This window comes from Rathayibacter sp. VKM Ac-2754 (genome assembly GCF_009807095.1).
Lineage (GTDB): Bacteria > Actinomycetota > Actinomycetes > Actinomycetales > Microbacteriaceae > Rathayibacter.
Window position 1 is genome coordinate 1 of sequence record NZ_WUCC01000019.1, and the last position, 17925, is coordinate 17925.

Consider the following 17925-nt stretch of genomic DNA (forward strand, 5'->3'; position numbering starts at 1 on the left):
ATCGCAGAGGTCTCTCGCGGCGCGCTGCGGACTTTCCCGGACCTGCGTCGATCAGCCGCCGCCGACCGCGGGCCGGCGGCGCTGCAGCACGAGCATGGTCTGCGACATCACGAGCTCCTCGTCCTGGTTGACGAGCTCGATGCCGATCCGCACCAGCCCCCGGTCGGGCTTGGAGCGCGAGGGCGTCGCCGAGAGCACCGAGAACCGGCCGCGCAGCACGTCGCCGGGGCGCACCGGACGGTGCCAGCGCAGCTCGTCGACTCCGGGCGACGCGATGCTCGCCGCGGGGTTGAGGAACGTGTCGACGAGTAGTCGCATCATCAGCGCGGTCGTGTGCCAGCCGCTCGCTATCAGCCCGCCGAACTCGCCCCCGCGGGCCGCCTCCGGATCGACGTGCATCGCGTGGGGGTCGAAGGCGGTCGCGAAGGCGACGATCGCCGCCTCCGTCACCTCGACCGGTGCGGACACGGCCGCGAGACCGGGCACGTAGTCGTCGAAGTACCGCTGGGACAGAGGCGGAGTCTCCAGGGGCGGGGTCCCGGTCATCCTGCGACCGTAGCCGAGGGCAGGACGCGGCGCACGGCCGTCGCCATCGCCTCCGGATCCTCGTTGAAGCAGAGCTTCGCGCCGGGTGCGTCCTCGACGACGGCGTTCACGAGCACCTCGAGGAGCCACGAGAGCGAGGGCTCGAGGCGGACCCCGGCGCCGATCATCACGGCGTCCGGCGTGCGCTCGAGCACCTCGGCGCGCAGCTCGTCGGCGACCTCGGCCACGGGTGCGCGGAGGAGGAACAGCTCGGCCGCGATCCCGTCGCCGCGGAGCGACTGGACCGCCGCGTCCATGCTCGCGCGCACGCGGCGCTCGTTCACGTCGAGGTCCGGGTCGGTCAACAGGGCGGGGTCGAGTCCGACGATGAGGGCGGAGGGCACGGCGCGGTACGCGACGGCTCAGTACGCGACGGAGACGTGCGCGCGGCGGTGCGACGGGCGCTCGATCTCGTCGACGATCGCGAGCGCGAAGTCGGCTCCGCTGAGGGCCGAAGCTCCGTCGGCGTCGAAGAACGCGACGTCGCCGCCCACGCGGTAGCGACCGGTGGCCTCGCCGGGCGCGTAGGCGCCGTACTGCTGGGCAGGGGAGAGGAAGACGAAGTCGAGCGACTCCGGCGAGGCGAGCAGCTCGCTCAGGACCTCGTTCATCTGCTTCGCCTCGGCGGCGAACTGCGGCGGGATGTCGTCGCCCTCGGCGAAACGAGGCGCGCCCTCGGCGGGGCGGAGCGAGCTGAAGCCGCCGACCACGATGAAGCGGGCGCCCTTCGCGTCGGCGAGGGCGGCGAGCTCGCGGTCGACCTCGACGATGCGTCCGTCGAGCTTGCCGCGAGGCGAGAGGGTGCTGACGAGGACGTCGGCGCCCTCGATCGCGCGGGAGCGGACGGCGGGGTCGGTGAGCGAGCCGGTCTCGTAGGCGACGCCGTCGATGCGGGCGTCGCCCTCGGCGACGGAGCGGCTGAACGAGGTGACCTCGAGGCCGCGGGAGAAGGCCTCGCGGGCGATGGCGCTGCCGGTGTAGCCGGTGCCTCCGACGATGGTGATGCGGGTCATGTGCGTGCTCCTTCAAGCGTGCGGTGCGGGTGGTGCAGGGCTACGCTAGGTCCGATAGTCACCAATCGGAAGTAGGCACTTCTTGGAAACCATGCCCGCCATCGACCGGCCCGATCTCGACCCGTACGCGGCGGGCTGCCCGAGCCGTCGCCTCCTCGATCGCATCGGCGACCGTTGGACGGTCCTCGTCGTCGGTGCGCTCGGCGATGGGCCGCTTCGCTTCTCCGCGATCCGCCGCATCGTGGAGGGCGTCTCGCAGAAGATGCTGACCCAGACCCTCCGCGGCCTCGAGCGCGACGGCCTGGTGACCCGCACCGTCTACGCCGAGGTGCCTCCTCGCGTCGAGTACGAGCTCACCGCCGCCGGTCGCACGCTGCAGGAGCCGCTGAAGGCGCTCGAGCGCTGGTCGATCGAGCACTTCGGCCAGGTCGCCGCCTCGTGGGAGACGTACGACGAGGAGCGCTCGGCCTGAGGGGCTGACGCGCCGTCAGTTGATGATCTCCCCCCGCTCGTCGGCGCGCAGGGCAGCCAGCCGCTCGTGCCAGGTGCGCAGTGCCTCCGGAGTGAGGCGCGTCCAGTCGGTGACCTCGCCGACGATGCGGAGGGGCTCGGCGCTGCGGTACGAGCGGGTCGGGTTGCCCGGGAACTTCTTGCCGGTGACGTTCGGGTCGTCCTCGAAGGCGCCGGTGGGCTCGACGGCGTAGACCCGCGGCTCGGCGGTTCCTGGTGCGAGCTCGGCCGCGAGGCCGGCGCCGTCGGCGACTGCCGTGAAGTAGACGTGATTCATCACGATCTCGGGCCGGTAGTTCGAGCGGAAGCCGGGCGTGAGGAGGTCGCCGACCCGCAGATCGGCCTTCGTCCCGTGGAAGAAGGGGCCCTGGTCAAGTGCTGCGCTCATGGCGACAGCGTAGGCACGGGTCGGCCGGGACGCGCGGGTCAGGGCGTGACGACGACCGTGCCGCGGACGGTGCGGTTCTCGAGCGCCTCGAACGCCGAGGCGATCTCGCCGAGCGGGAACGTCGCTCCGACCCTCGCCGTGATGACGCCGTCGGCGAGGTAGCCGGTGAGGCGCTCGAGGACGTCGGCCGACTGCTGGGCCTGGCGGACGCCGCGGATGCCGTGGGCGGCGAAGTCGTCCGCGGTCTGGTCGATGACGGTGTCGGCCCCGAGGTCCCGGGCCGGCTGCACGCCGGCGCCGCTCGCTGTCGTGATGACAGTGGCACATCTCCCTCACCCCGGAAGCGTCCTCCGCGGCTCATCTGGGCGAGAACATCGCCGGCGCCGCCTGGACCTGTCGGACGAGGACCTCGCCGCACTCGACCGGGCCGCGGGGTGGCCGGTGGTCGGTGATCCGCTGCGCTGCTCGAGGGGAGGCGCGCCGGCTCAGAACTGCCGGGCCCGGACGTCCGCGCGGTGGGAGGCGGCGATGAGCGCAGCGAGACGGTCCGCAGTCAGCGGCGCACCGGGGTCGGCGAGGTAGTCGCGGGTGAACAGCTCCAGGTCCGCGACGTAGATCTGCGTGTAGGCGCCCGACTCCGGCTCGGTGCGCCACGACTCCGCGAGGGTGCCCGCGTCGTACGGGTCGAAGCCGAGGGCGTCGACGATCGTGGACACCCGGGCCTTCGCGTCGCTGTCGTTCCCGGAGATCGCCAGAGCGGTGCGCGGGTCGGAGTGGGCGAGGTTCGGGATATGGGTGAAGAGGATGTTGGTGAACGCCTTGACGACGACCGTGCCGGGGAGGAGCGACTGCTCGTACTCGGCGGTCGTGCTCTCGAGCGAGTCGAGCTGCTCGATCCGGCCGTCGCGGTGGGGGTAGTAGTTCCCGGTGGAGAGGATCGTCCGGCCCGCGAGGACGTCGGCGGGCAGAGCAGGGTAGGCGGCGAGCGGCACTGCGAGGACCGGGACGGCCCCGAACTCGACCGCCGCGCGGACGTCCCCGGCCCGGGCCCGGGGTCCGAGCTCCTCGACGAGGTCGCCGAGCGACTCCGGTCCGCGTGAGTTGGCGATGACGACCTCGTAGTCGGCCGCGAGCGCGAGGCGGGCCACCGCGGCTCCGATCGATCCGCTGCCGATGATCCCGATGCGATTCATGTCTGCTGTCCTTCGATGTCGGTGATGGTCCGGCCGGCGTCGCCGGACGGACGGCTCGGTGGGGTGGATTCCCACCCGTTCCTGATGAGAGCGGAGAGGGCCGCGCCGGAGGAGTCGTCGGCGAGGGCCGCACCCCGGACCCAGCTCGTGGCGAGCGCCGCGAGGAAGAGGTCGCGTGCCCGGACGTCCTCGCGGGCAGTGCCCTCCCTCTGGGCGGCGCCGAGGAACTCCTCCGTGGTCGTGACGAACCCCTGGCACGTCATCGCCAAGGGAGACGACGTCGAACTCGTCGCTGCGCGAAGCGGCTCCGGGAGGCCGTCGAACGCGCCGGCCCACTCCGCGACCGCGTCGAGCCAGCCGTTCAGCGCGTCAGCGGAGCCGACCGAGGGATCGCGCAGGCGGTCCCGCTGGGCGACGAGCGTCTCGTCGCGAGCCGCGAGCAGCTCGGCGAGCAGAGCCTCGCGGGTCGGGAAGTGGCGGTACAGCGTGCCTGCGCCGACGCCGGCCCGTTTCGCGATCGCGTCGAGGGAGCCGGTCACTCCGTGCTCGGTGAAGTACTCCTCGGCCACGCCCAGGATGTGGGTCCTGTTGCGACGAGCGTCGGATCGCGCTCCGCGCGGTCGGTCTCCGGGAGCCTCGGGCATGTGCGGAGCCTCGGGCATGCGTCCGTCCCTTCGCTCGACGGAACGGAGACACTCTCCGTATCGTGACGATAAATGGAGAGTATCTCCCTTTACGGCCCGAGGTCCAGCATCCCGGGCATCCGCGGAAGAAGAGGACACCCTCGTGGATCGGAGGATGCTCATCGGCATGCAGCTGGGCAACGGCTACGGGAACCTGCCCGGGTCGGTGGCGCGACCCCGCCACCGACCCCGACGAGCACGGCCTCTCGGGTCTCGGGAGCGAGGCGCTCCCGTCGGGATCGCTGCACGTCGCGGTCGGTGAGCGGCACCGCTTCGCGCACGCCGAGCGGCTCGCGGTCGAGGATCTGGCGGGCGAGGACTGGCTCGTCGGCGGGTTTCCCGTCGACGGGGTGCCGTGGATCCGACGCTCGCTCCGCCTCGCCTCCGCCGGCACCCTCGACGAGGCGGCGCGGGCCGTGCGCTCGGCGCTGCGCACGGTGGCCCGGCGGATCTCGGACGCGGGCTCGGCCCGACGCCGGCGGGCCGTCTCCTACACTCGGACGATGCGCCACGGCATCGTCATCCTCCCGCAGGAACCCTGGACCACGGCCCGCCGCAAGTGGCAGTCGGCCGAGGGGCTCGGCTTCGATCACGCGTGGACCTACGACCACCTCTCGTGGCGCTCGCTCGCCGATCAGGTCTGGCACGCGACGATCCCGACGCTCACCGCCGCGGCCGTCGTCACCGAGACGATCCGGCTGGGCACTTTCGTGGCCTCGCCGAACTTCCGGCACCCGGTGCCGTTCGCGAAGGAGCTCGCGACCCTCGACGACATCTCGGGCGGCCGCTTCGTCCTCGGCGTCGGGTCGGGCGGCACCGGCTTCGATGCAACCGTGCTCGGGCAGCCCGTGTACACCGCGCGGGAGCGCCACGAGCGCTACGTCGAGTTCGTCTCGGCGCTCGACGCGCTGCTCCGGCACGAGACTCCGGGCTCGGGTGGCTTCGACATCGACGGCACCTGGTTCACCGCCCGCGGCGCCCGGATGGTCGGCGAGCCCGTGCAGCGACCGCGCCTGCCGTTCGTGCTCGCCGCCAACGGCCCGAAGGGGCTCGCCCTCGTCGCCGAGCGCGCGCAGGGCTGGGTCACCACCGGGCCCGAGGGCCGGACCGCCGACGAGTGGTGGGCCGCCGTCGCCGAGCTCGGCGGCCGACTCGACGGCGCTCTGGAGGCGGCGGGCCGCGACCCCCGCTCGCTCGAGCGGCACCTCTCGCTCGACTCCGGCCCGCACTTCTCGCTCGAGAGCGTCGCCCGCTTCGACGACATGGTCGGGCGGGCGGAGGAGCTCGGCTTCACCGACGTGATCTCGCACTGGCCCCGCGCCGAGGGCATCTACGCGGGCGACGACGAGGTGCTCTACGACGTCGCCTCGCGGTTCTAGCGCCGTGCCGCGGCAGCGACGCCTCCTCCGCATCGCCCGACCGGGCGCCGTGATCGGCCTGGTCAGCGCGGCCGTGATCGCGCTGCTGTACCTCGCCTCCGTCATCGGGTGGGGCATGGACGGGCGCGCACCGGCGTCGGGCTGGATCGCGATCGCCCTCGCCGCCGTGGTCGGCGCACTCGCGGGCGGGTCCGCCGTCGCCGCCCAGCGCTCGCTCGGGGCGCCGCGGGTCGTCGCCCCGCTAGTGGCGCCGGTGCTGGTCGCCCTCCTCGCGCTCGTGTCCGCGCTCGCCACCGCGCCGTTCGGCTCCGGCAGCTCGCTCGGGCTGACGTTCGCCGTGATGCTGCCCTTCGGAGTGCTCGCGGTCACCCTGGGCACCACGCTCGTCGTCGCCGCCGGCGAGACGCGGTGGCGGGCGATCGGAGGCGTCGCCGGGGTCGTCGTCGCGATCGCGCTGGTCGTCGGCCTCGTCGCGGGCTAGCGCCGATCCGCAAGTCCCCTCCGCCGCCGAGCGCGGCGCCCTAGCGTGGCAGTAGCTTCCGCGTGACGACGCGCGGCGACCACGCCTCGAGGAGAGACATGCCCGCACTGACCGACACCTTCACCCTGTCCAACGGCGTCACGATCCCGAAGATCGGATTCGGCACCTGGCAGATCGAGGACGGACCCGACGCCTACGACGCGGTGACCACGGCCCTCCAGGCCGGCTACCGCCACCTCGACACGGCCCGCGCCTACGGCAACGAGGCGAGTGTCGCCCGCGCCCTCCGCGACAGCGGCGTGCCCCGCGACGAGGTCTTCGTCACGACCAAGCTGCCCGCCGAGGTCAAGGACTACGAGGGCGCGAAGGCCAGCTTCGAGACCACGATGGCCGCGCTCGAGCTCGACTACGTCGACCTCTACCTCATTCACGCGCCGTGGCCCTGGTCGGACATGGGCTCGGACCACCGCGACGGCAACATCGCCGCGTGGTCGGCGATGGAGGAGATCTACGAGGCGAAGCGCTCGCGCGCGATCGGCGTCTCGAACTTCGCCGTCGCCGACCTCGAGTCGCTGATCGACGCGACCGACGTCGTGCCGCACGCCAACCAGATCCGCTGGTTCGTCGGCAACACCCAGGACGAGACGACGGCGTACTGCCGCGAGGCCGGGATCCTCGTCGAGGGCTACTCGCCGCTGGCCACCGGCGGTCTGCTCGAGAACTCCGACATCGCGGGGATCGCCGCGGGCTACGGCAAGTCCGTCGCGCAGCTGTGCATCCGCTACCTGCTCGAGAAGGACGTGCTGCCGCTGCCGAAGTCGACCACGCCCTCGCGCATCGCCGAGAACGCCGACGTCGACTTCACGATCTCGCCCGAGGACCTCGCCACGCTGGACGCGCTGGTCGACACGGAGGCCTGAGTCTTCCGGCCGAGAGCCTCATGAGTAAGGCCGAAGGCCCGGAACCGCCGAGAATGCGACGGATCCGGGCCTTCGCCCTTGGTCGTGCTGCGACATCCAGAGCGGGTCTCCCCGCCATCCCGAGGGGAACCCCATCTCGGACGCCGCCCGACCTGCCGTGGCCTCGAGGTGGGTGGCGACGAGCACCGAGATCCCGCGGGCCCAGTCGGAAGCCGGGGAGACCGTCTCCAGAGCCCTCGCGACGACGCAGAGAGCGCCCGAACACGCCCTCGCTCTGGCTGTGAGGCAGGGACTCGAGGCCGGGGACTGTCCGCATCGCTGCCGTCCCGGCGGGGATCACGGTCCGATTCCACAGTCGCGCGTGATGAGCGCAGATGTTCCGCACGAGCGTCAGCTGTTCGAGCCAGTTGACGAGCGGATGACGTCTGGCGGCCTTCGCCCTCTGATTGCCGTTCAGTGCTTCGAGGTCGACGATCAGGCCGAGGTCGTCCGCGACGGCCCATTGATCCGATGCCCGCGCCCCCGCGAAGAGCAGCGACAGGTCGGCGAAGTCGAGTACGTCGACCAGCACCCAGAGGGGCACGTCACCACCGTACTTCTCGAGATGGTGCCTGATCGAGTCCGACCGTCGGGCGACTCGGTCGACGCGCCGGTTCGCCCGCTCGAGCCACGCTCCGTGATCGAAGCCGGTCCTGAAACGACTCGGGTCCTGATACGCCACGGGTCCTTCCCTGCCCAGCGCATCAGCCAGCCCTCGTCGAACCGCCACCTCGACCATGCCGAGACCGTCGTGGACCCGAGCGCGCAGAATGCGATCGAACTCGTAGAGAGCGACGACCTGTGAGAGCGGTGTTCCGGGAACGAAGGAATCGGAGCGCTGCTGTCGTCCGCCGACGGGATCCGTTCGTCGGTAGCTGAACAGGTAGCCGCTCAGCCGGTAGTAGGTGACCGATCGGAGCCAGCGTTCGGCGTCGACATCGATGAGCATTCCGCGACGGACGAGGATCCGGATCTGCTGATCGATCGTCGTGTACGCCTTGAGTGACGCTGCCACGGGTTCTCCCGCCGCGCCCCCGGAAAGAAATCCAGCCCGCACCGGTTGATCCGGGCGGGCTGAACGATTACGTCAACGGTACTCGTCGAACGGCGGCTCCACACCGCTGGCGCGGATCGCGGCGCGCTGCTTCGAGCGACTGCAGTGGGGCCGTGACGGCCTGCAGCCCTCGTCGGGTGCAGACCGTCACGGCGCCTACAGGCCCTGCGCCAGGCGGTAGTACGCCGCGTTCGAGCGGATGTCGGCCTCGAAGCCGCGCAGCGTCGTCGACTCGTCGATGACGAGCAGCTCGACGCCGGCGATGCGGGCGAAGTCCTCCCACGCCTCCAGGCCGATCTGCGTGGTCATCACCGTGTGGTGCGCGGCGCCCGCGGTGATCCACGCGGCGGCGCTGGTGCCGAAGTCGGGAGCCGGCTGCCAGACGGCGCGGCCGACCGGGAGGTGCGGCAGCGTCTGCGGCGGCACGACCGTCGTCACCTTGTTGGCGACCAGGCGGAAGCGCTCGCGCACGTCGCTCAGGGCGACGACGACCGCGTCGCCCGCGTCGGCGGTGAAGACCAGGCGCACCGGGTCCTCGCGGCCGCCGATGCCCAGCGGGTGGATCTCGAGCGTGGCGCGCTCCGACGACAGCGACGGCGACACCTCGAGCATGTGCGCGCCGAGGATGAGCTCCTCGCCGGGCGTCATGTCGTAGGTGTAGTCCTCCATCAGGCTGGTGCCGCCGGGGAGGCCGGCGCCCATCACAGCGGCGATGCGGATGAGGACGGCGGTCTTCCAGTCGCCCTCGCCGCCGAAGCCGTAGCCGTCGGCCATCAGGCGCTGCACGGCGAGGCCGGGGAGCTGGCGGAGGCCGCCGAGGTCCTCGAAGCTGTCGGTGAACGCCTCGAAGCCGCCCTCCTCGAGGAACGAGCGCAGGCCGATCTCGATCGCCGCACCGTAGCGGAGCGACTCGTGGCGCTCGCCGCCGGGGAGCAGTTCGGGCACGACGTCGTAGCTCTCGACGTACTCGGCGACGAGGGCGTCGATCTGCTCGGAGGTCGCGGCGTCGACGCGCTCGACGAGCTCGTTCACGCCCCAGGTGTTGACGCTGACGCCGAGACGGATCTCGGCCTCTGTCTTGTCGCCCTCGGTGACGGCGACGTTGCGCATGTTGTCGCCGAAGCGGGCGACCTTCATGCCCTGCGAGGCCGACCAGCCGGCGGCCGCGCGCGACCAGACTCCGATGCTCGCGGTCACCTTGGGGTCGCTGGCGTGGCCGACGACGGTCTTCCGCGGCACGCTCATCCGGCTGAGGATGTAGCCGTGCTCGCGGTCGCCGTGCGCGGCCTGGTTGAGGTTCATGAAGTCGAAGTCGATGTCCTGCCACGGCAGGGCGACGTTCGCCTGGGTGTGGAAGTGCAGCAGCGGCTTGGCGAGCGCGTCGAAGCCGTGGATCCACATCTTCGAGGGGCTGAAGGTGTGCATCCAGGTGATGACGCCCACGACGGAGTCGTCGGAGTTGGCCTCGATCATCGTGCGGCGGATCGCGTCGGAGCTCTTCAGCACCGGCTTCCACTCGATGGTGACGGGGATCGACGACGACTCGTTCAGCTGCTCGACGACGGCCTGCGACTGCTCGGCGACCTGGCGGAGGGTGTCCTCGCCGTAGAGGTCCTGGCTGCCGGTGAGGAACCAGACGGTGCGGGTCGCGAGGTCGGGGACGATGCTCTTGAAAATCGGGCTTCGGCTCATGAGAGTGCTCCGGTGGGGTTCTGTCCGTAGACGTTCTGGTAGCGGTCGAACAGGGCGTCGATCGACTCCTGCGGGATGGGGACGACCTCGCCGCCCTGGCGCGCGAGGTGCACGGTGCGGGCGACGTCCTCGGCCATGACGGCCGCCTTGACGGCGTCCTTCGCGTCCTTGCCGATGGTGAAGACTCCGTGGTTCTGCATCAGGACCGCGCGCGAGCGGTGCCCGGTCAGCGTCGCGACGATGCCGCGGCCGATCGAGTCGTCGCCGATGATGGCGAACGGACCGATGGGGATCTCGCCGCCGAACTCGTCGGCCATCGCGGTGATGACGCAGGGGATCGCCTCGGCGCGGGCCGCCCAGGCGGTCGCGTAGGTGGAGTGCGTGTGCACGACTCCGCCGACCTCGGGCATCTGCCGGTACACGTAGGCGTGCGCCGCGGTGTCGCTCGACGGTCCGCGCTCGCTGCCGAGGCTGCCCGGGACGACGACTCCGTCGAGGTCGCAGAGGATCATGTTCTCGGGAGCGAGGTCGTCGTACGAGACGCCGCTCGGCTTGATCACGAACAGGTCGGCGCCGGGAACGCGCCCCGAGATGTTGCCGCCCGTCCAGATGACGAGGCCGTAGCGGACCAGCTCGGCGTGGAGGCGGGCGACGTCCTCGCGGACGCGGGCGATCGCCTCCTCGGTCGCGGGATCGAAAGTCATGCGGTGTCTCCTTGCGTGGTGAGGGTGTCGACGGCCGTCTGCTCGACGGCGAGGCCGGCGCGGTAGCGCTCGAGGTAGGCGGTGAATCCGGCGACGTCGGTGGCGTCCGGCGCGACCGTCTCGAACTCGCCCGCGCCGAAGACCCGGTCGGTCAGGTACGCGTCGAGCGCGACTTCCTCGCCGGTCAGGCGGTAGGCGGCGAGCACGGCCATGCCCCACGGGCCGCCCTCGGAGGCGGTCGCGGCGACCGACACGGGCGCGTCGAGCGCTCCGGCGAGGAATCGCTGTGCGACTCCGGCCGTGCGGAACATGCCGCCGTGCGCGAACATCTCGTCGATGACGACGCCCTCGCCGGCGAGCACGCGCATGCCGAGCGCGAGCGTGCCGAAGACGCCGTAGAGCTGGGCGCGCATGAAGTTCGCGAGGGTGAGGCGCGAGTCGGGGGTGCGCACGACGAGCGGGCGGCCCTCCACCAGGCCGGCGATCGGCTCGCCCGCGAGGTGGTTGTAGGCGAGGAGCCCACCGGCGTCGGCCTCGCCCTCGAGCGCCTCCGCGAAGAGGGTGCCGTAGACGGCGTCGCTGTCGGAGGGTCCGCCCGAGGCCGCGGCGAACCGCGAGAACAGGCCCACCCAGGTCGCGAGCTCGCTGGCGCCGTTGTTGCAGTGCACCATCGCGACGAGGTCGCCCGCCGGAGTCGCGACCAGGTCGAGCTCGTGGTGCACGCTCTCGAGGGGCCGCTCGAGCACGACCATCGCGAAGATGCTGGTGCCCGCGCTGACGTTGCCGGTGCGCGGGGCGACGGAGTTGGTCGCGACCATGCCGGTGCCGGCGTCGCCCTCGGGCGGGCAGAACGGGGCGCCGGGCTGCAGGGCGCCGGTCGGGTCGAGCAGCAGCGCGCCCTCGGCGGTGAGCTCGCCGGCGGCGGCGCCGGCGGGGAGCACAGCGGGCAGCAGGTCGCGCAGCGGCGGCAGGGCGCCGGCGACGCGGGCGTCGTAGCGCTCGAGCACGGTCTCGTCGTAGTCGCGGGTCGCGGGGTCGGTCGGGACCATGCCCGATGCGTCGCCGACTCCGAGGACCTTCTCGCCCGTCAGCTTCCAGTGCACGTAGCCGGCGAGCGTGGTGAGGAAGTCGATCCGCTCGACGTGCGGCTCGGAGTCGAGGACCGCCTGGTGCAGGTGCGCGAGCGACCAGCGCAGCGGGATGTTCGCGCCGAACAGCTCGGTCAGCTCGGCCGAGGCGGGGCCGGTGCTGGTGTTGCGCCAGGTGCGGAACGGGACGAGGAGCTCGCCCGCAGCGTCGAACGCGAGGTAGCCGTGCATCATCGCCGAGACGCCGAGGGCGCCGACGGTGGTGAGCGTCGCGCCGTGGCGCTTCTGCGCGTCGGCGACGAGGTCGGCGTAGGCGGCCTGCAGGCCCTCGTGCACGGCGTCGAGCGAGTAGGTCCAGCGCCGGTCGACGAGCTGGTTCTCCCACTCGTGGCTGCCGACCGCGAGAACGATCGTCGGATCGGCGGCATCGACGAGGCACGCCTTGATCCGGGTGGAGCCGAGCTCGATGCCGAGGGCTGTCGCGCCGCTCGAGATCGCCTCGGCGGGGGCGGGCCGTCGCTGGTCCATGGTGCTCCTCGCTCGGGCGATGTGACCGTTCACAAAGCCCCGGGTCAGCCTAGGCGAGGGGTATCGCGGCGCACAACATCAGCTGAGACTGCTCGTCGCGCGCGATGGTGCGCGAGGAGCAGTCTCAGCCGATGTTGCGCGCCGCCGTCGACGCGCGCTCCACCAGCACCGGCGGCACCGGCTCGTCGACCGCGGCCGTCTCGCCGCGAAGCTCGGCGAGCACGACGCCGATCGTGCGGCGGCCGACCTCGGCGAAGTCCTGGCGGATCGTCGTCAGCGGCGGCTGGTAGTGCGCGGCCTCGGGCACGTCGTCGAAGCCGACCACGCTGAGGTCCTCCGGCACGCGGACGCCGCGGTCGGCGCACGCGTGCAGCAGGCCGAGCGCCATCTGGTCGTTCCCGGCGACGACGGCGGTCAGATCCGGCACCTCCTCGAGGAGACGCTGCCCGGCGCGGTAGCCCGACTCGGCGCTCCAGTCGCCCGCGATCACGGCGGCGGGGGCGAGGCCGGACTCGGCCATCCGGGTCGTGAAGCCGTCGAGGCGGGCGTGCGCCTCGACCCAGTGCTGCGGCCCGGCGATGTGCGCGAGGCGGGTGTGGCCCCGCGCGAGCAGGTGCTCGGTGGCGAGGCGGGCTCCGGCGGCCTGGTCGACCAGGAGGCGCGGATCGGCGCCGCGACCGGACGCGCCGAGGGTGACGAACGGCACTCCGATCGCGAGGCTGTCGATCGCCTCGAGCGCCCGCTCCTGCGGGGCGAGGACCACGATCGCCTCGACGGACTCGCGCTGGAGGTGGGCGAGACCGTCGGCCAGCGACTCCGCATCCGGCGCGGCGTTGACCACCGGGACCCGGTAGCCGGCGTCGCGGGCGGCCTGCTCGATGGCGGCCATGGCGGTGGCGGTGCCGTAGAAGCTGTGGCTCTCGGCGGCGAGGATGCCGATCAGACCGGAGCGGCTGGTGGCGAGGGCGCGGGCGGCGGCGCTGGGGCGGAAGCCGAGGTCGTCGATCGCCGCGAGCACCCGCTCCCGGGTGCGCGGACGCAGCTGCGGGCTGTCGTTGAGCACGCGCGAGACGGTCTGGTACGAGACGCCCGCCCTGACCGCGACGTCGCGGATGGTCGGCTGTCTCGGCATGGGGTCACCGTAGCGGGGTGCGGTCAGCGGATCGCGCGCGATCGCCGTACGGTGGAGCTGAGAATCCGCTCACGCAGACGGGAGCCCGCCGTGGAAGACCAGCAGATCGCGATCGTCGTCGGCATCGCGATCGTCGGATCCGTCATCGCAGCGATCCTCCGCGCCCGCGCGGGTGCGCCGACCGCCGACTCCCCGCGTCGACGCGGCGACTCCGGCTCCGCGACCGGCGACGGTGGATCGTCGTCGGGCACCGGCCGGGACGATCGCGGCGGCGACGATCAGGGATCCTCCGACAGCGGCTCGAGCGGCGACTCCTCCGGGGGCGACGGCGGCGGCGGAGGCGGCGGGGGCGACTGACCCGCGCCGTGCGGTCTACGGCCCGCCGAGCCAGTGGTCGATGCGGTGGTGGTCGGGCGTGAAGCCGTGGTCGACTCCCCAGAGCACCGCCTGCGTGCGACTGGACGCGCCGATCTTGCCGTAGACGCTGCGGATGTAGGACTTCACCGTGTTGGGGCTGAGGTAGGTCAGCGACGCGACCTCGGCGTTGCTCTTGCCCTGCGTGATCAGCGCCAGGATCTCGGACTCGCGGTCGGTGATCCCCTCGTGGCGGCCGGGCCAGTCGAGCCCGGGCGCGGTGCCGGCGCGCCGGGGCGGGTCGCTCACGACGATCTCGCCGCTGCCGACGCGTTCCAGTGCCGCCACGAGCTCCCGCGCGGGCAGGGTCTTGGAGAGGTAGCCGTGCACCCCCTGCTCGAGCGCGTCCGCGATCAGCGCGGACTGGAAGTTCCAGGTGTACACGACGACGTGCTTCGCGCGGTCGTTGCGCACCAGCTCCGCGAGCTCGTGGTGATCCGACTCCGGCTGCGCGAACGAGTCGTAGAGCACGATGTCGATCGAGTCCGAGAGCGAGGTGTTCGCGTTGATCTCGGCGATGAGGATGCGATCGCGGTAGTGGTCGAACATGTGCGCGAGGCCCGTGAGGACGACGTCGTAGTCGTCCACGAGCGCCACGGTGAGGGGCGCGGTGCGGGGCATGGTCGGACGCTACCCCAGAATCGGCCGGCGGAGCCACACCCCCAGGGGTGTACCGGCGCCGCCCTGGGGGTGGTTCCGTAGTCATCGGCCCCGCAACCGTCGGGCCGAGAACTGCAGGTCAGCCCTGCGCTACAGGAAGGTGACCACCGTGATCGGTCTCATCATCAGTCTCATCGTCGTCGGCCTCATCGCCGGTGCGCTCGCCCGTCTGATCGTCCCCGGACGCCAGAACATCAGCATCCTCATGACGATCGTGCTCGGCATCATCGGCTCGTTCGTCGGCGGCTTCCTCGGCTTCCTGCTGTTCCAGCGCGACGCCATGGACGGCTTCCTCCAGCCGGCCGGCATCATCGGCTCCATCATCGGAGCGATCATCGTCCTGCTGATCTACACCCGCTTCGCGGGCCGCTCGGCCTCGCGCCGCTGATCGCAGCGGGGGGCTGCTGGGCCATCCGTGACCCAGCACCCCCCCTGCTGATCGAGTAGCCGTGCGGAGCGCGGCGTATCGAGATCCACCACCGTCCGGAGACGCGGTGTGCAGAGCCACCCCTGTGACGGTGGTGGGTCTCGATTCGCCCCTGCGGGGCTACTCGACCAGCGAGGACCAGTCCGGCAGGCGCGGGGTGCGCGGCGGCTCGACCCGGCGGCGGCCGGTCGCCTCGAAGGCGGCCGCGATCGCCAGGAGGCGCGAGTCGTCGTAGGCCGCGCCTGCGAAGGTCAGCCCCACGGGCATCCCGATGTCGGCCGCGAGGCCCATCGGCACGGTGACCGTGGGGATGCCGAGATGCCGGACCGCCAGGTTGCCGTTCGCGACCCACACGCCGTTCCGCCAGCCCGCCTCGGCCGACGCCTCGTCCACGTCCATGTCGGCGGCGCCCACGTCCGCCACCGCCGGGAAGACGACGGCGTCCAGCCCGAGTCCGGCCATCCACTCCTCCAGGTCGACGCGACGCGTCTCCTCCAGCCCGCGCAGCCCTGCGGCCAGCTCCGGGATGTCGGTGATCGCCGCGACCGGATGCCGCCGCACGTGCTCCGGGTAGTCGGCGATGTCGTCCTCGAAGCCCGTGTACCTGTCGGGCAGCGCACCCTCCGGAGCCGGGAAGATCCTCGCTCCGTCCACGTCGGCCAGAGTGCTCAGCCGCGGGTCGCCGTTCGCCGCGAGGAAGTCGTCCCACGCCCACGCCGCCAGGTCGACGATCTCGCGGCGGAGGTACTCGGGAGAGACGAGCCCGCGCGTCGCGATCGTCGGTGCGCCCGGCCGGTCGCCCTCGTAGTTCGAGACCGCGGGGAAGTCGACCTCGACGACCGTCGCCCCCGCCGCCTCGAGATCGCGGCGGGCCGCCTCCCAGAGCGCGAGCACCGACTCCCTCGGCGTGATCGCGCGGCCGGTCGGGCCCCCGATGCCCGGCTCCGTCGCGGTCCCCGCCTCCGGATCCGTGCCGAGGTACAGCCGCGGCACCCCCAGCCGCAGGCCCCTCAGCGACGCCCCCGCGAGCGCGCGGTACGACTCGGGTCGCACCTCCGACGCCCGCGGCAGGCGGACCCACGGCTGCACCCGCCAGAAGTCGCCGCGGCTCTCCGCGTCGTCGGCGACCAGTGCGTCGAGCACGATCAAGAGGTCGGCCATCGTGCGGGTGTGCGGGACCACGACGTCCATCGTCGGCACCAGCGGCCAGTTGCCGCGCGTCGAGATCACGCCGCGCGAGGGCGTGTAGGCGCAGAGACCGCCGTTCGAGGCGGGGCCGCGGCCGCTCGACCAGGTCTCCTCGCCGAGGCCGAACGCGGCGAAGCTCGCGGCGGTCGCCGTGCCCGATCCGTTCGACGAGCCCGAGGCGAACGGCGCCGCCAGGAACTCGGCGCTGTACGGGCTCTCGGCGCGGCCGTAGAGCCCGCGCTGCATCCCGCCGTTGGCCATCGGAGGCATGTTCGTCAGCCCCAGGCAGATCGCGCCGGCCGCGCGCAGGCGCTCGATGCTGAACGCGTCGCGCTGGGCGACCAGCTCAGCGAAGGCCGGGCTCCCGGCGGCGGCGGTGAGGCCCTCGACGAGGTAGCTGTCCTTCGCGGTGTACGGGATGCCATCGAGGGGGCCGCGAGGGGCGCCGGCGGCGCGGCGGGCATCGGAGGCGGCGGCCTCCTCGAGCGCGCGCGGGTCGCGGACCACGACGGAGTTCAGCGCGGTGGCGGTGCCCGGCGCGTCGTAGGCGTCGATCCGCGCGAGGTAGGCGGTGACCAGCTCGACGGCGGTCGTCGCTCCGCTCTCGAGGGCGGCGGCGAGGTCGTCGATCGAGGCCTCGACGACGTCGATCACGCGGCCGCCCCGACGCTCGGCTGCTGCTGGGTGATGCAGTGCACGCCTCCGCCGCGCGCGAAGATCGCCCGCGCGTCGACCCCGATCACCCTCCGCCCCGGGTACGCCTCGGCGAGGATCTCCTGCGCCGCCGCGTCGGCGCGCTGCTCGCCGAACGAGCAGGCGATGACGCCGCCGTTGACGACGAGGTGGTTGAGGTAGCTCCAGTCGACGAAGCCCTCTGCGTCGCGGAGCGTCTCGGGCGCCGGCACGTCGACGATCTCGAAGGCGCGCCCCGCGGCGTCGGTCTGCGCCTCGAGGCCCGCCCGGATCTCGCGCATCACGGCGTGGTCGGGGTGCGCGGGGTCGTCCTGCCGGTGCAGGAGGAGGCGACCGGGCGACGGGATCGTCGCGACGATGTCGACGTGGCCGTTGGTGCCGAAGTCGTCGTAGTCGCGGGTGAGGCCGCGGGGGAGCCAGACCGCGCGGGTCGCGCCGATCGTCCGCTCGAGCTCGGCCTCGACGCGGGCGCGGTCGAGGTACGGGTTCCGGCGCGGGTCGAGCTGCACCGTCTCGGTCAGGAGCACGGTGCCCTCGCCGTCGACGTGGATCCCGCCGCCCTCGTTGACCATCGTCGAGCTGACCAGCTCGCTGCCCGCGACGGCGCTCGCGAACCGCGCGATCTCGGCCGACCTGCGCCACTCGGACCAGCCCGGGTCGCCCCAGCCGTTGAAGGTCCAGTCGACGGCGCCGAGGACGCCCGGCCGCTCGTCGTCGACGACGAAGGTCGGGCCGAAGTCGCGCATCCAGAACTCGTCGACCGGGGTCTCGAGCAGCTCGGCCGTCGAGCCGAGCATCCGCCGCGCCCGCTCGGTCTCGGTCGGGTCGACGACCATCGCGACCGGCTCGAACTCGGCCACGGCACGGGCGACGGCGGTCCAGGCGGCGTAGCACTCCTCGCGCTCGGCGGCGGTGTCGCCGAGGGAGGGGCCGGCGACCGGGAACGTCATCCAGGTGCGGTCGTGCGGAGCGGTCTCCGCGGGCATGCGCCAGGTCATGGGCACCGTCCTCAGTGGGGTGGGGGATGTGCGCCGATTATCCCGCGCCGGCCCCTCGTACTGCCCGACGGGCGTCCCCCCCCCATGCTGATCGAGTAGCCCGCGGAGCGGGCGTATCGAGATCCACGTCCGTCAGAAGGCGAGGGCAGACGCCTC

General features: G+C 72.3%; 21 protein-coding genes. 6 read left to right on the forward strand and 15 right to left on the reverse strand.

Annotated elements, in window-relative coordinates; all coding sequences use genetic code 11:
• Positions 1-51: 51 nt before the first annotated feature.
• The 3 genes from GRS92_RS18445 to GRS92_RS18455 are packed head-to-tail and all read right to left on the reverse strand — an operon-like array spanning position 52 to position 1598.
• Positions 52-546: a MaoC family dehydratase gene (locus GRS92_RS18445; protein ID WP_159859743.1), complete on the reverse strand. Its 495-nt coding sequence runs from the start codon at positions 544-546 to the stop codon at positions 52-54.
• Positions 543-929 (reverse strand): hypothetical protein, encoded by a 387-nt coding sequence (locus GRS92_RS18450; protein ID WP_159859746.1) that lies wholly within the window; start codon positions 927-929, stop codon positions 543-545. Before GRS92_RS18450 ends, GRS92_RS18445 begins: the two co-directional genes overlap by 4 nt.
• Positions 930-947: 18 nt before the next feature.
• A complete protein-coding gene (locus GRS92_RS18455; protein WP_159859749.1) occupies positions 948-1598 on the reverse strand; it encodes an NAD(P)-dependent oxidoreductase in 651 nt (216 codons plus the stop codon).
• A gap of 91 nt (positions 1599-1689) precedes the next feature.
• Between GRS92_RS18455 and GRS92_RS18460 the strand changes: the two genes are divergently transcribed.
• Entirely contained in the window at positions 1690-2070 is a 381-nt protein-coding gene (locus GRS92_RS18460; protein ID WP_159859752.1) for a winged helix-turn-helix transcriptional regulator, read from the forward strand.
• A gap of 15 nt (positions 2071-2085) precedes the next feature.
• On the opposite strand, the gene arr is transcribed toward GRS92_RS18460, so the two are convergent.
• The 4 genes from arr to GRS92_RS18480 all read right to left on the reverse strand — a co-directional run bounded on the left by arr (position 2086) and on the right by GRS92_RS18480 (position 4333).
• Positions 2086-2496, reverse strand: a complete 411-nt coding sequence (gene arr, locus GRS92_RS18465) for an NAD(+)--rifampin ADP-ribosyltransferase (protein WP_159859755.1) — start codon at positions 2494-2496, stop codon at positions 2086-2088.
• Positions 2497-2534: 38 nt separating this feature from the next.
• Complete coding sequence (locus GRS92_RS18470) at positions 2535-2786, reverse strand: zinc-binding dehydrogenase (RefSeq protein ID WP_159859758.1); 252 nt, start codon at positions 2784-2786, stop codon at positions 2535-2537.
• Between the two features lie 195 nt (positions 2787-2981).
• On the reverse strand, positions 2982-3689 hold the full coding sequence (locus GRS92_RS18475; RefSeq protein WP_159859761.1) for an NADPH-dependent F420 reductase: 708 nt from the start codon (positions 3687-3689) through the stop codon (positions 2982-2984).
• Entirely contained in the window at positions 3686-4333 is a 648-nt protein-coding gene (locus GRS92_RS18480) for a TetR/AcrR family transcriptional regulator (RefSeq protein ID WP_159859799.1), read from the reverse strand. Before GRS92_RS18480 ends, GRS92_RS18475 begins: the two co-directional genes overlap by 4 nt.
• A gap of 62 nt (positions 4334-4395) precedes the next feature.
• On the opposite strand from GRS92_RS18480, the gene GRS92_RS19080 reads away from it, so the two are divergent.
• The 3 genes from GRS92_RS19080 to GRS92_RS18495 all read left to right on the forward strand — a co-directional run bounded on the left by GRS92_RS19080 (position 4396) and on the right by GRS92_RS18495 (position 7152).
• Positions 4396-5751: an LLM class flavin-dependent oxidoreductase gene (locus GRS92_RS19080; protein WP_235022125.1), complete on the forward strand. Its 1356-nt coding sequence runs from the start codon at positions 4396-4398 to the stop codon at positions 5749-5751.
• Between the two features lie 4 nt (positions 5752-5755).
• The gene (locus GRS92_RS18490; protein ID WP_159859764.1) at positions 5756-6232 is read left to right on the forward strand and encodes a hypothetical protein; all 477 of its coding nucleotides are present in this window, start codon (positions 5756-5758) and stop codon (positions 6230-6232) included.
• A 98-nt stretch (positions 6233-6330) separates the two neighbouring features.
• Positions 6331-7152, forward strand: coding sequence for an aldo/keto reductase (locus tag GRS92_RS18495; protein WP_159859767.1), 822 nt, complete (start codon positions 6331-6333; stop codon positions 7150-7152).
• On the opposite strand, the gene GRS92_RS19240 is transcribed toward GRS92_RS18495, so the two are convergent.
• From GRS92_RS19240 to GRS92_RS18520, 5 genes are all read right to left on the reverse strand, one after another.
• On the reverse strand, positions 7094-8140 hold the full coding sequence (locus GRS92_RS19240; protein ID WP_442966250.1) for an Abi family protein: 1047 nt from the start codon (positions 8138-8140) through the stop codon (positions 7094-7096). The genes GRS92_RS18495 and GRS92_RS19240 overlap by 59 nt on opposite strands.
• Before the next feature lie 261 nt (positions 8141-8401).
• The gene (gene araA, locus GRS92_RS18505) at positions 8402-9937 is read right to left on the reverse strand and encodes an L-arabinose isomerase (protein WP_159859773.1); all 1536 of its coding nucleotides are present in this window, start codon (positions 9935-9937) and stop codon (positions 8402-8404) included.
• Positions 9934-10641, reverse strand: a complete 708-nt coding sequence (locus GRS92_RS18510) for an L-ribulose-5-phosphate 4-epimerase (protein WP_159859776.1) — start codon at positions 10639-10641, stop codon at positions 9934-9936. The genes araA and GRS92_RS18510 overlap by 4 nt, the downstream gene beginning before the upstream one ends.
• A complete protein-coding gene (locus tag GRS92_RS18515) occupies positions 10638-12257 on the reverse strand; it encodes a xylulokinase (protein ID WP_159859779.1) in 1620 nt (539 codons plus the stop codon). Before GRS92_RS18515 ends, GRS92_RS18510 begins: the two co-directional genes overlap by 4 nt.
• 124 nt (positions 12258-12381) lie before the next feature.
• A complete protein-coding gene (locus GRS92_RS18520; protein ID WP_159859782.1) occupies positions 12382-13389 on the reverse strand; it encodes a LacI family DNA-binding transcriptional regulator in 1008 nt (335 codons plus the stop codon).
• Between the two features lie 90 nt (positions 13390-13479).
• Here GRS92_RS18520 and GRS92_RS18525 point away from each other — a divergent pair, with 90 nt between their 5' ends.
• Positions 13480-13746 (forward strand): hypothetical protein, encoded by a 267-nt coding sequence (locus GRS92_RS18525; RefSeq protein ID WP_159859785.1) that lies wholly within the window; start codon positions 13480-13482, stop codon positions 13744-13746.
• A 15-nt stretch (positions 13747-13761) separates the two neighbouring features.
• On the opposite strand, the gene GRS92_RS18530 is transcribed toward GRS92_RS18525, so the two are convergent.
• Positions 13762-14424 (reverse strand): response regulator transcription factor, encoded by a 663-nt coding sequence (locus GRS92_RS18530; protein WP_159859788.1) that lies wholly within the window; start codon positions 14422-14424, stop codon positions 13762-13764.
• 148 nt (positions 14425-14572) lie between these two features.
• Between GRS92_RS18530 and GRS92_RS18535 the strand changes: the two genes are divergently transcribed.
• Positions 14573-14851 (forward strand): GlsB/YeaQ/YmgE family stress response membrane protein, encoded by a 279-nt coding sequence (locus GRS92_RS18535; protein WP_159859791.1) that lies wholly within the window; start codon positions 14573-14575, stop codon positions 14849-14851.
• Between the two features lie 159 nt (positions 14852-15010).
• On the opposite strand, the gene GRS92_RS18540 is transcribed toward GRS92_RS18535, so the two are convergent.
• Positions 15011-16732, reverse strand: coding sequence for an amidase (locus tag GRS92_RS18540; protein ID WP_159859794.1), 1722 nt, complete (start codon positions 16730-16732; stop codon positions 15011-15013).
• Positions 16729-17769, reverse strand: coding sequence for an agmatine deiminase family protein (locus tag GRS92_RS18545; RefSeq protein WP_159859797.1), 1041 nt, complete (start codon positions 17767-17769; stop codon positions 16729-16731). The genes GRS92_RS18540 and GRS92_RS18545 overlap by 4 nt, the downstream gene beginning before the upstream one ends.
• Between the last annotated feature and the right edge of the window lie 156 nt (positions 17770-17925).

What these genes read in the sequence shown, in the direction of transcription:
- GRS92_RS18445 (WP_159859743.1), bottom strand. Translation starts at nt 546, where the DNA reads ATGACCGGGACCCCGCCCCTGGAGACTCCGCCTCTGTCCCAGCGGTAC.
- GRS92_RS18455 (WP_159859749.1), bottom strand. Translation starts at nt 1,598, where the DNA reads ATGACCCGCATCACCATCGTCGGAGGCACCGGCTACACCGGCAGCGCC.
- GRS92_RS18460 (WP_159859752.1), top strand. Translation starts at nt 1,690, where the DNA reads ATGCCCGCCATCGACCGGCCCGATCTCGACCCGTACGCGGCGGGCTGC.
- arr (WP_159859755.1), bottom strand. Translation starts at nt 2,496, where the DNA reads ATGAGCGCAGCACTTGACCAGGGCCCCTTCTTCCACGGGACGAAGGCC.
- GRS92_RS18475 (WP_159859761.1), bottom strand. Translation starts at nt 3,689, where the DNA reads ATGAATCGCATCGGGATCATCGGCAGCGGATCGATCGGAGCCGCGGTG.
- GRS92_RS18480 (WP_159859799.1), bottom strand. Translation starts at nt 4,333, where the DNA reads ATGCCCGAGGCTCCCGGAGACCGACCGCGCGGAGCGCGATCCGACGCT.
- GRS92_RS18495 (WP_159859767.1), top strand. Translation starts at nt 6,331, where the DNA reads ATGCCCGCACTGACCGACACCTTCACCCTGTCCAACGGCGTCACGATC.
- GRS92_RS19240 (WP_442966250.1), bottom strand. Translation starts at nt 8,140, where the DNA reads ATGCTCATCGATGTCGACGCCGAACGCTGGCTCCGATCGGTCACCTAC.
- araA (WP_159859773.1), bottom strand. Translation starts at nt 9,937, where the DNA reads ATGAGCCGAAGCCCGATTTTCAAGAGCATCGTCCCCGACCTCGCGACC.
- GRS92_RS18510 (WP_159859776.1), bottom strand. Translation starts at nt 10,641, where the DNA reads ATGACTTTCGATCCCGCGACCGAGGAGGCGATCGCCCGCGTCCGCGAG.
- GRS92_RS18515 (WP_159859779.1), bottom strand. Translation starts at nt 12,257, where the DNA reads ATGGACCAGCGACGGCCCGCCCCCGCCGAGGCGATCTCGAGCGGCGCG.
- GRS92_RS18520 (WP_159859782.1), bottom strand. Translation starts at nt 13,389, where the DNA reads ATGCCGAGACAGCCGACCATCCGCGACGTCGCGGTCAGGGCGGGCGTC.
- GRS92_RS18530 (WP_159859788.1), bottom strand. Translation starts at nt 14,424, where the DNA reads ATGCCCCGCACCGCGCCCCTCACCGTGGCGCTCGTGGACGACTACGAC.
- GRS92_RS18545 (WP_159859797.1), bottom strand. Translation starts at nt 17,769, where the DNA reads ATGACCTGGCGCATGCCCGCGGAGACCGCTCCGCACGACCGCACCTGG.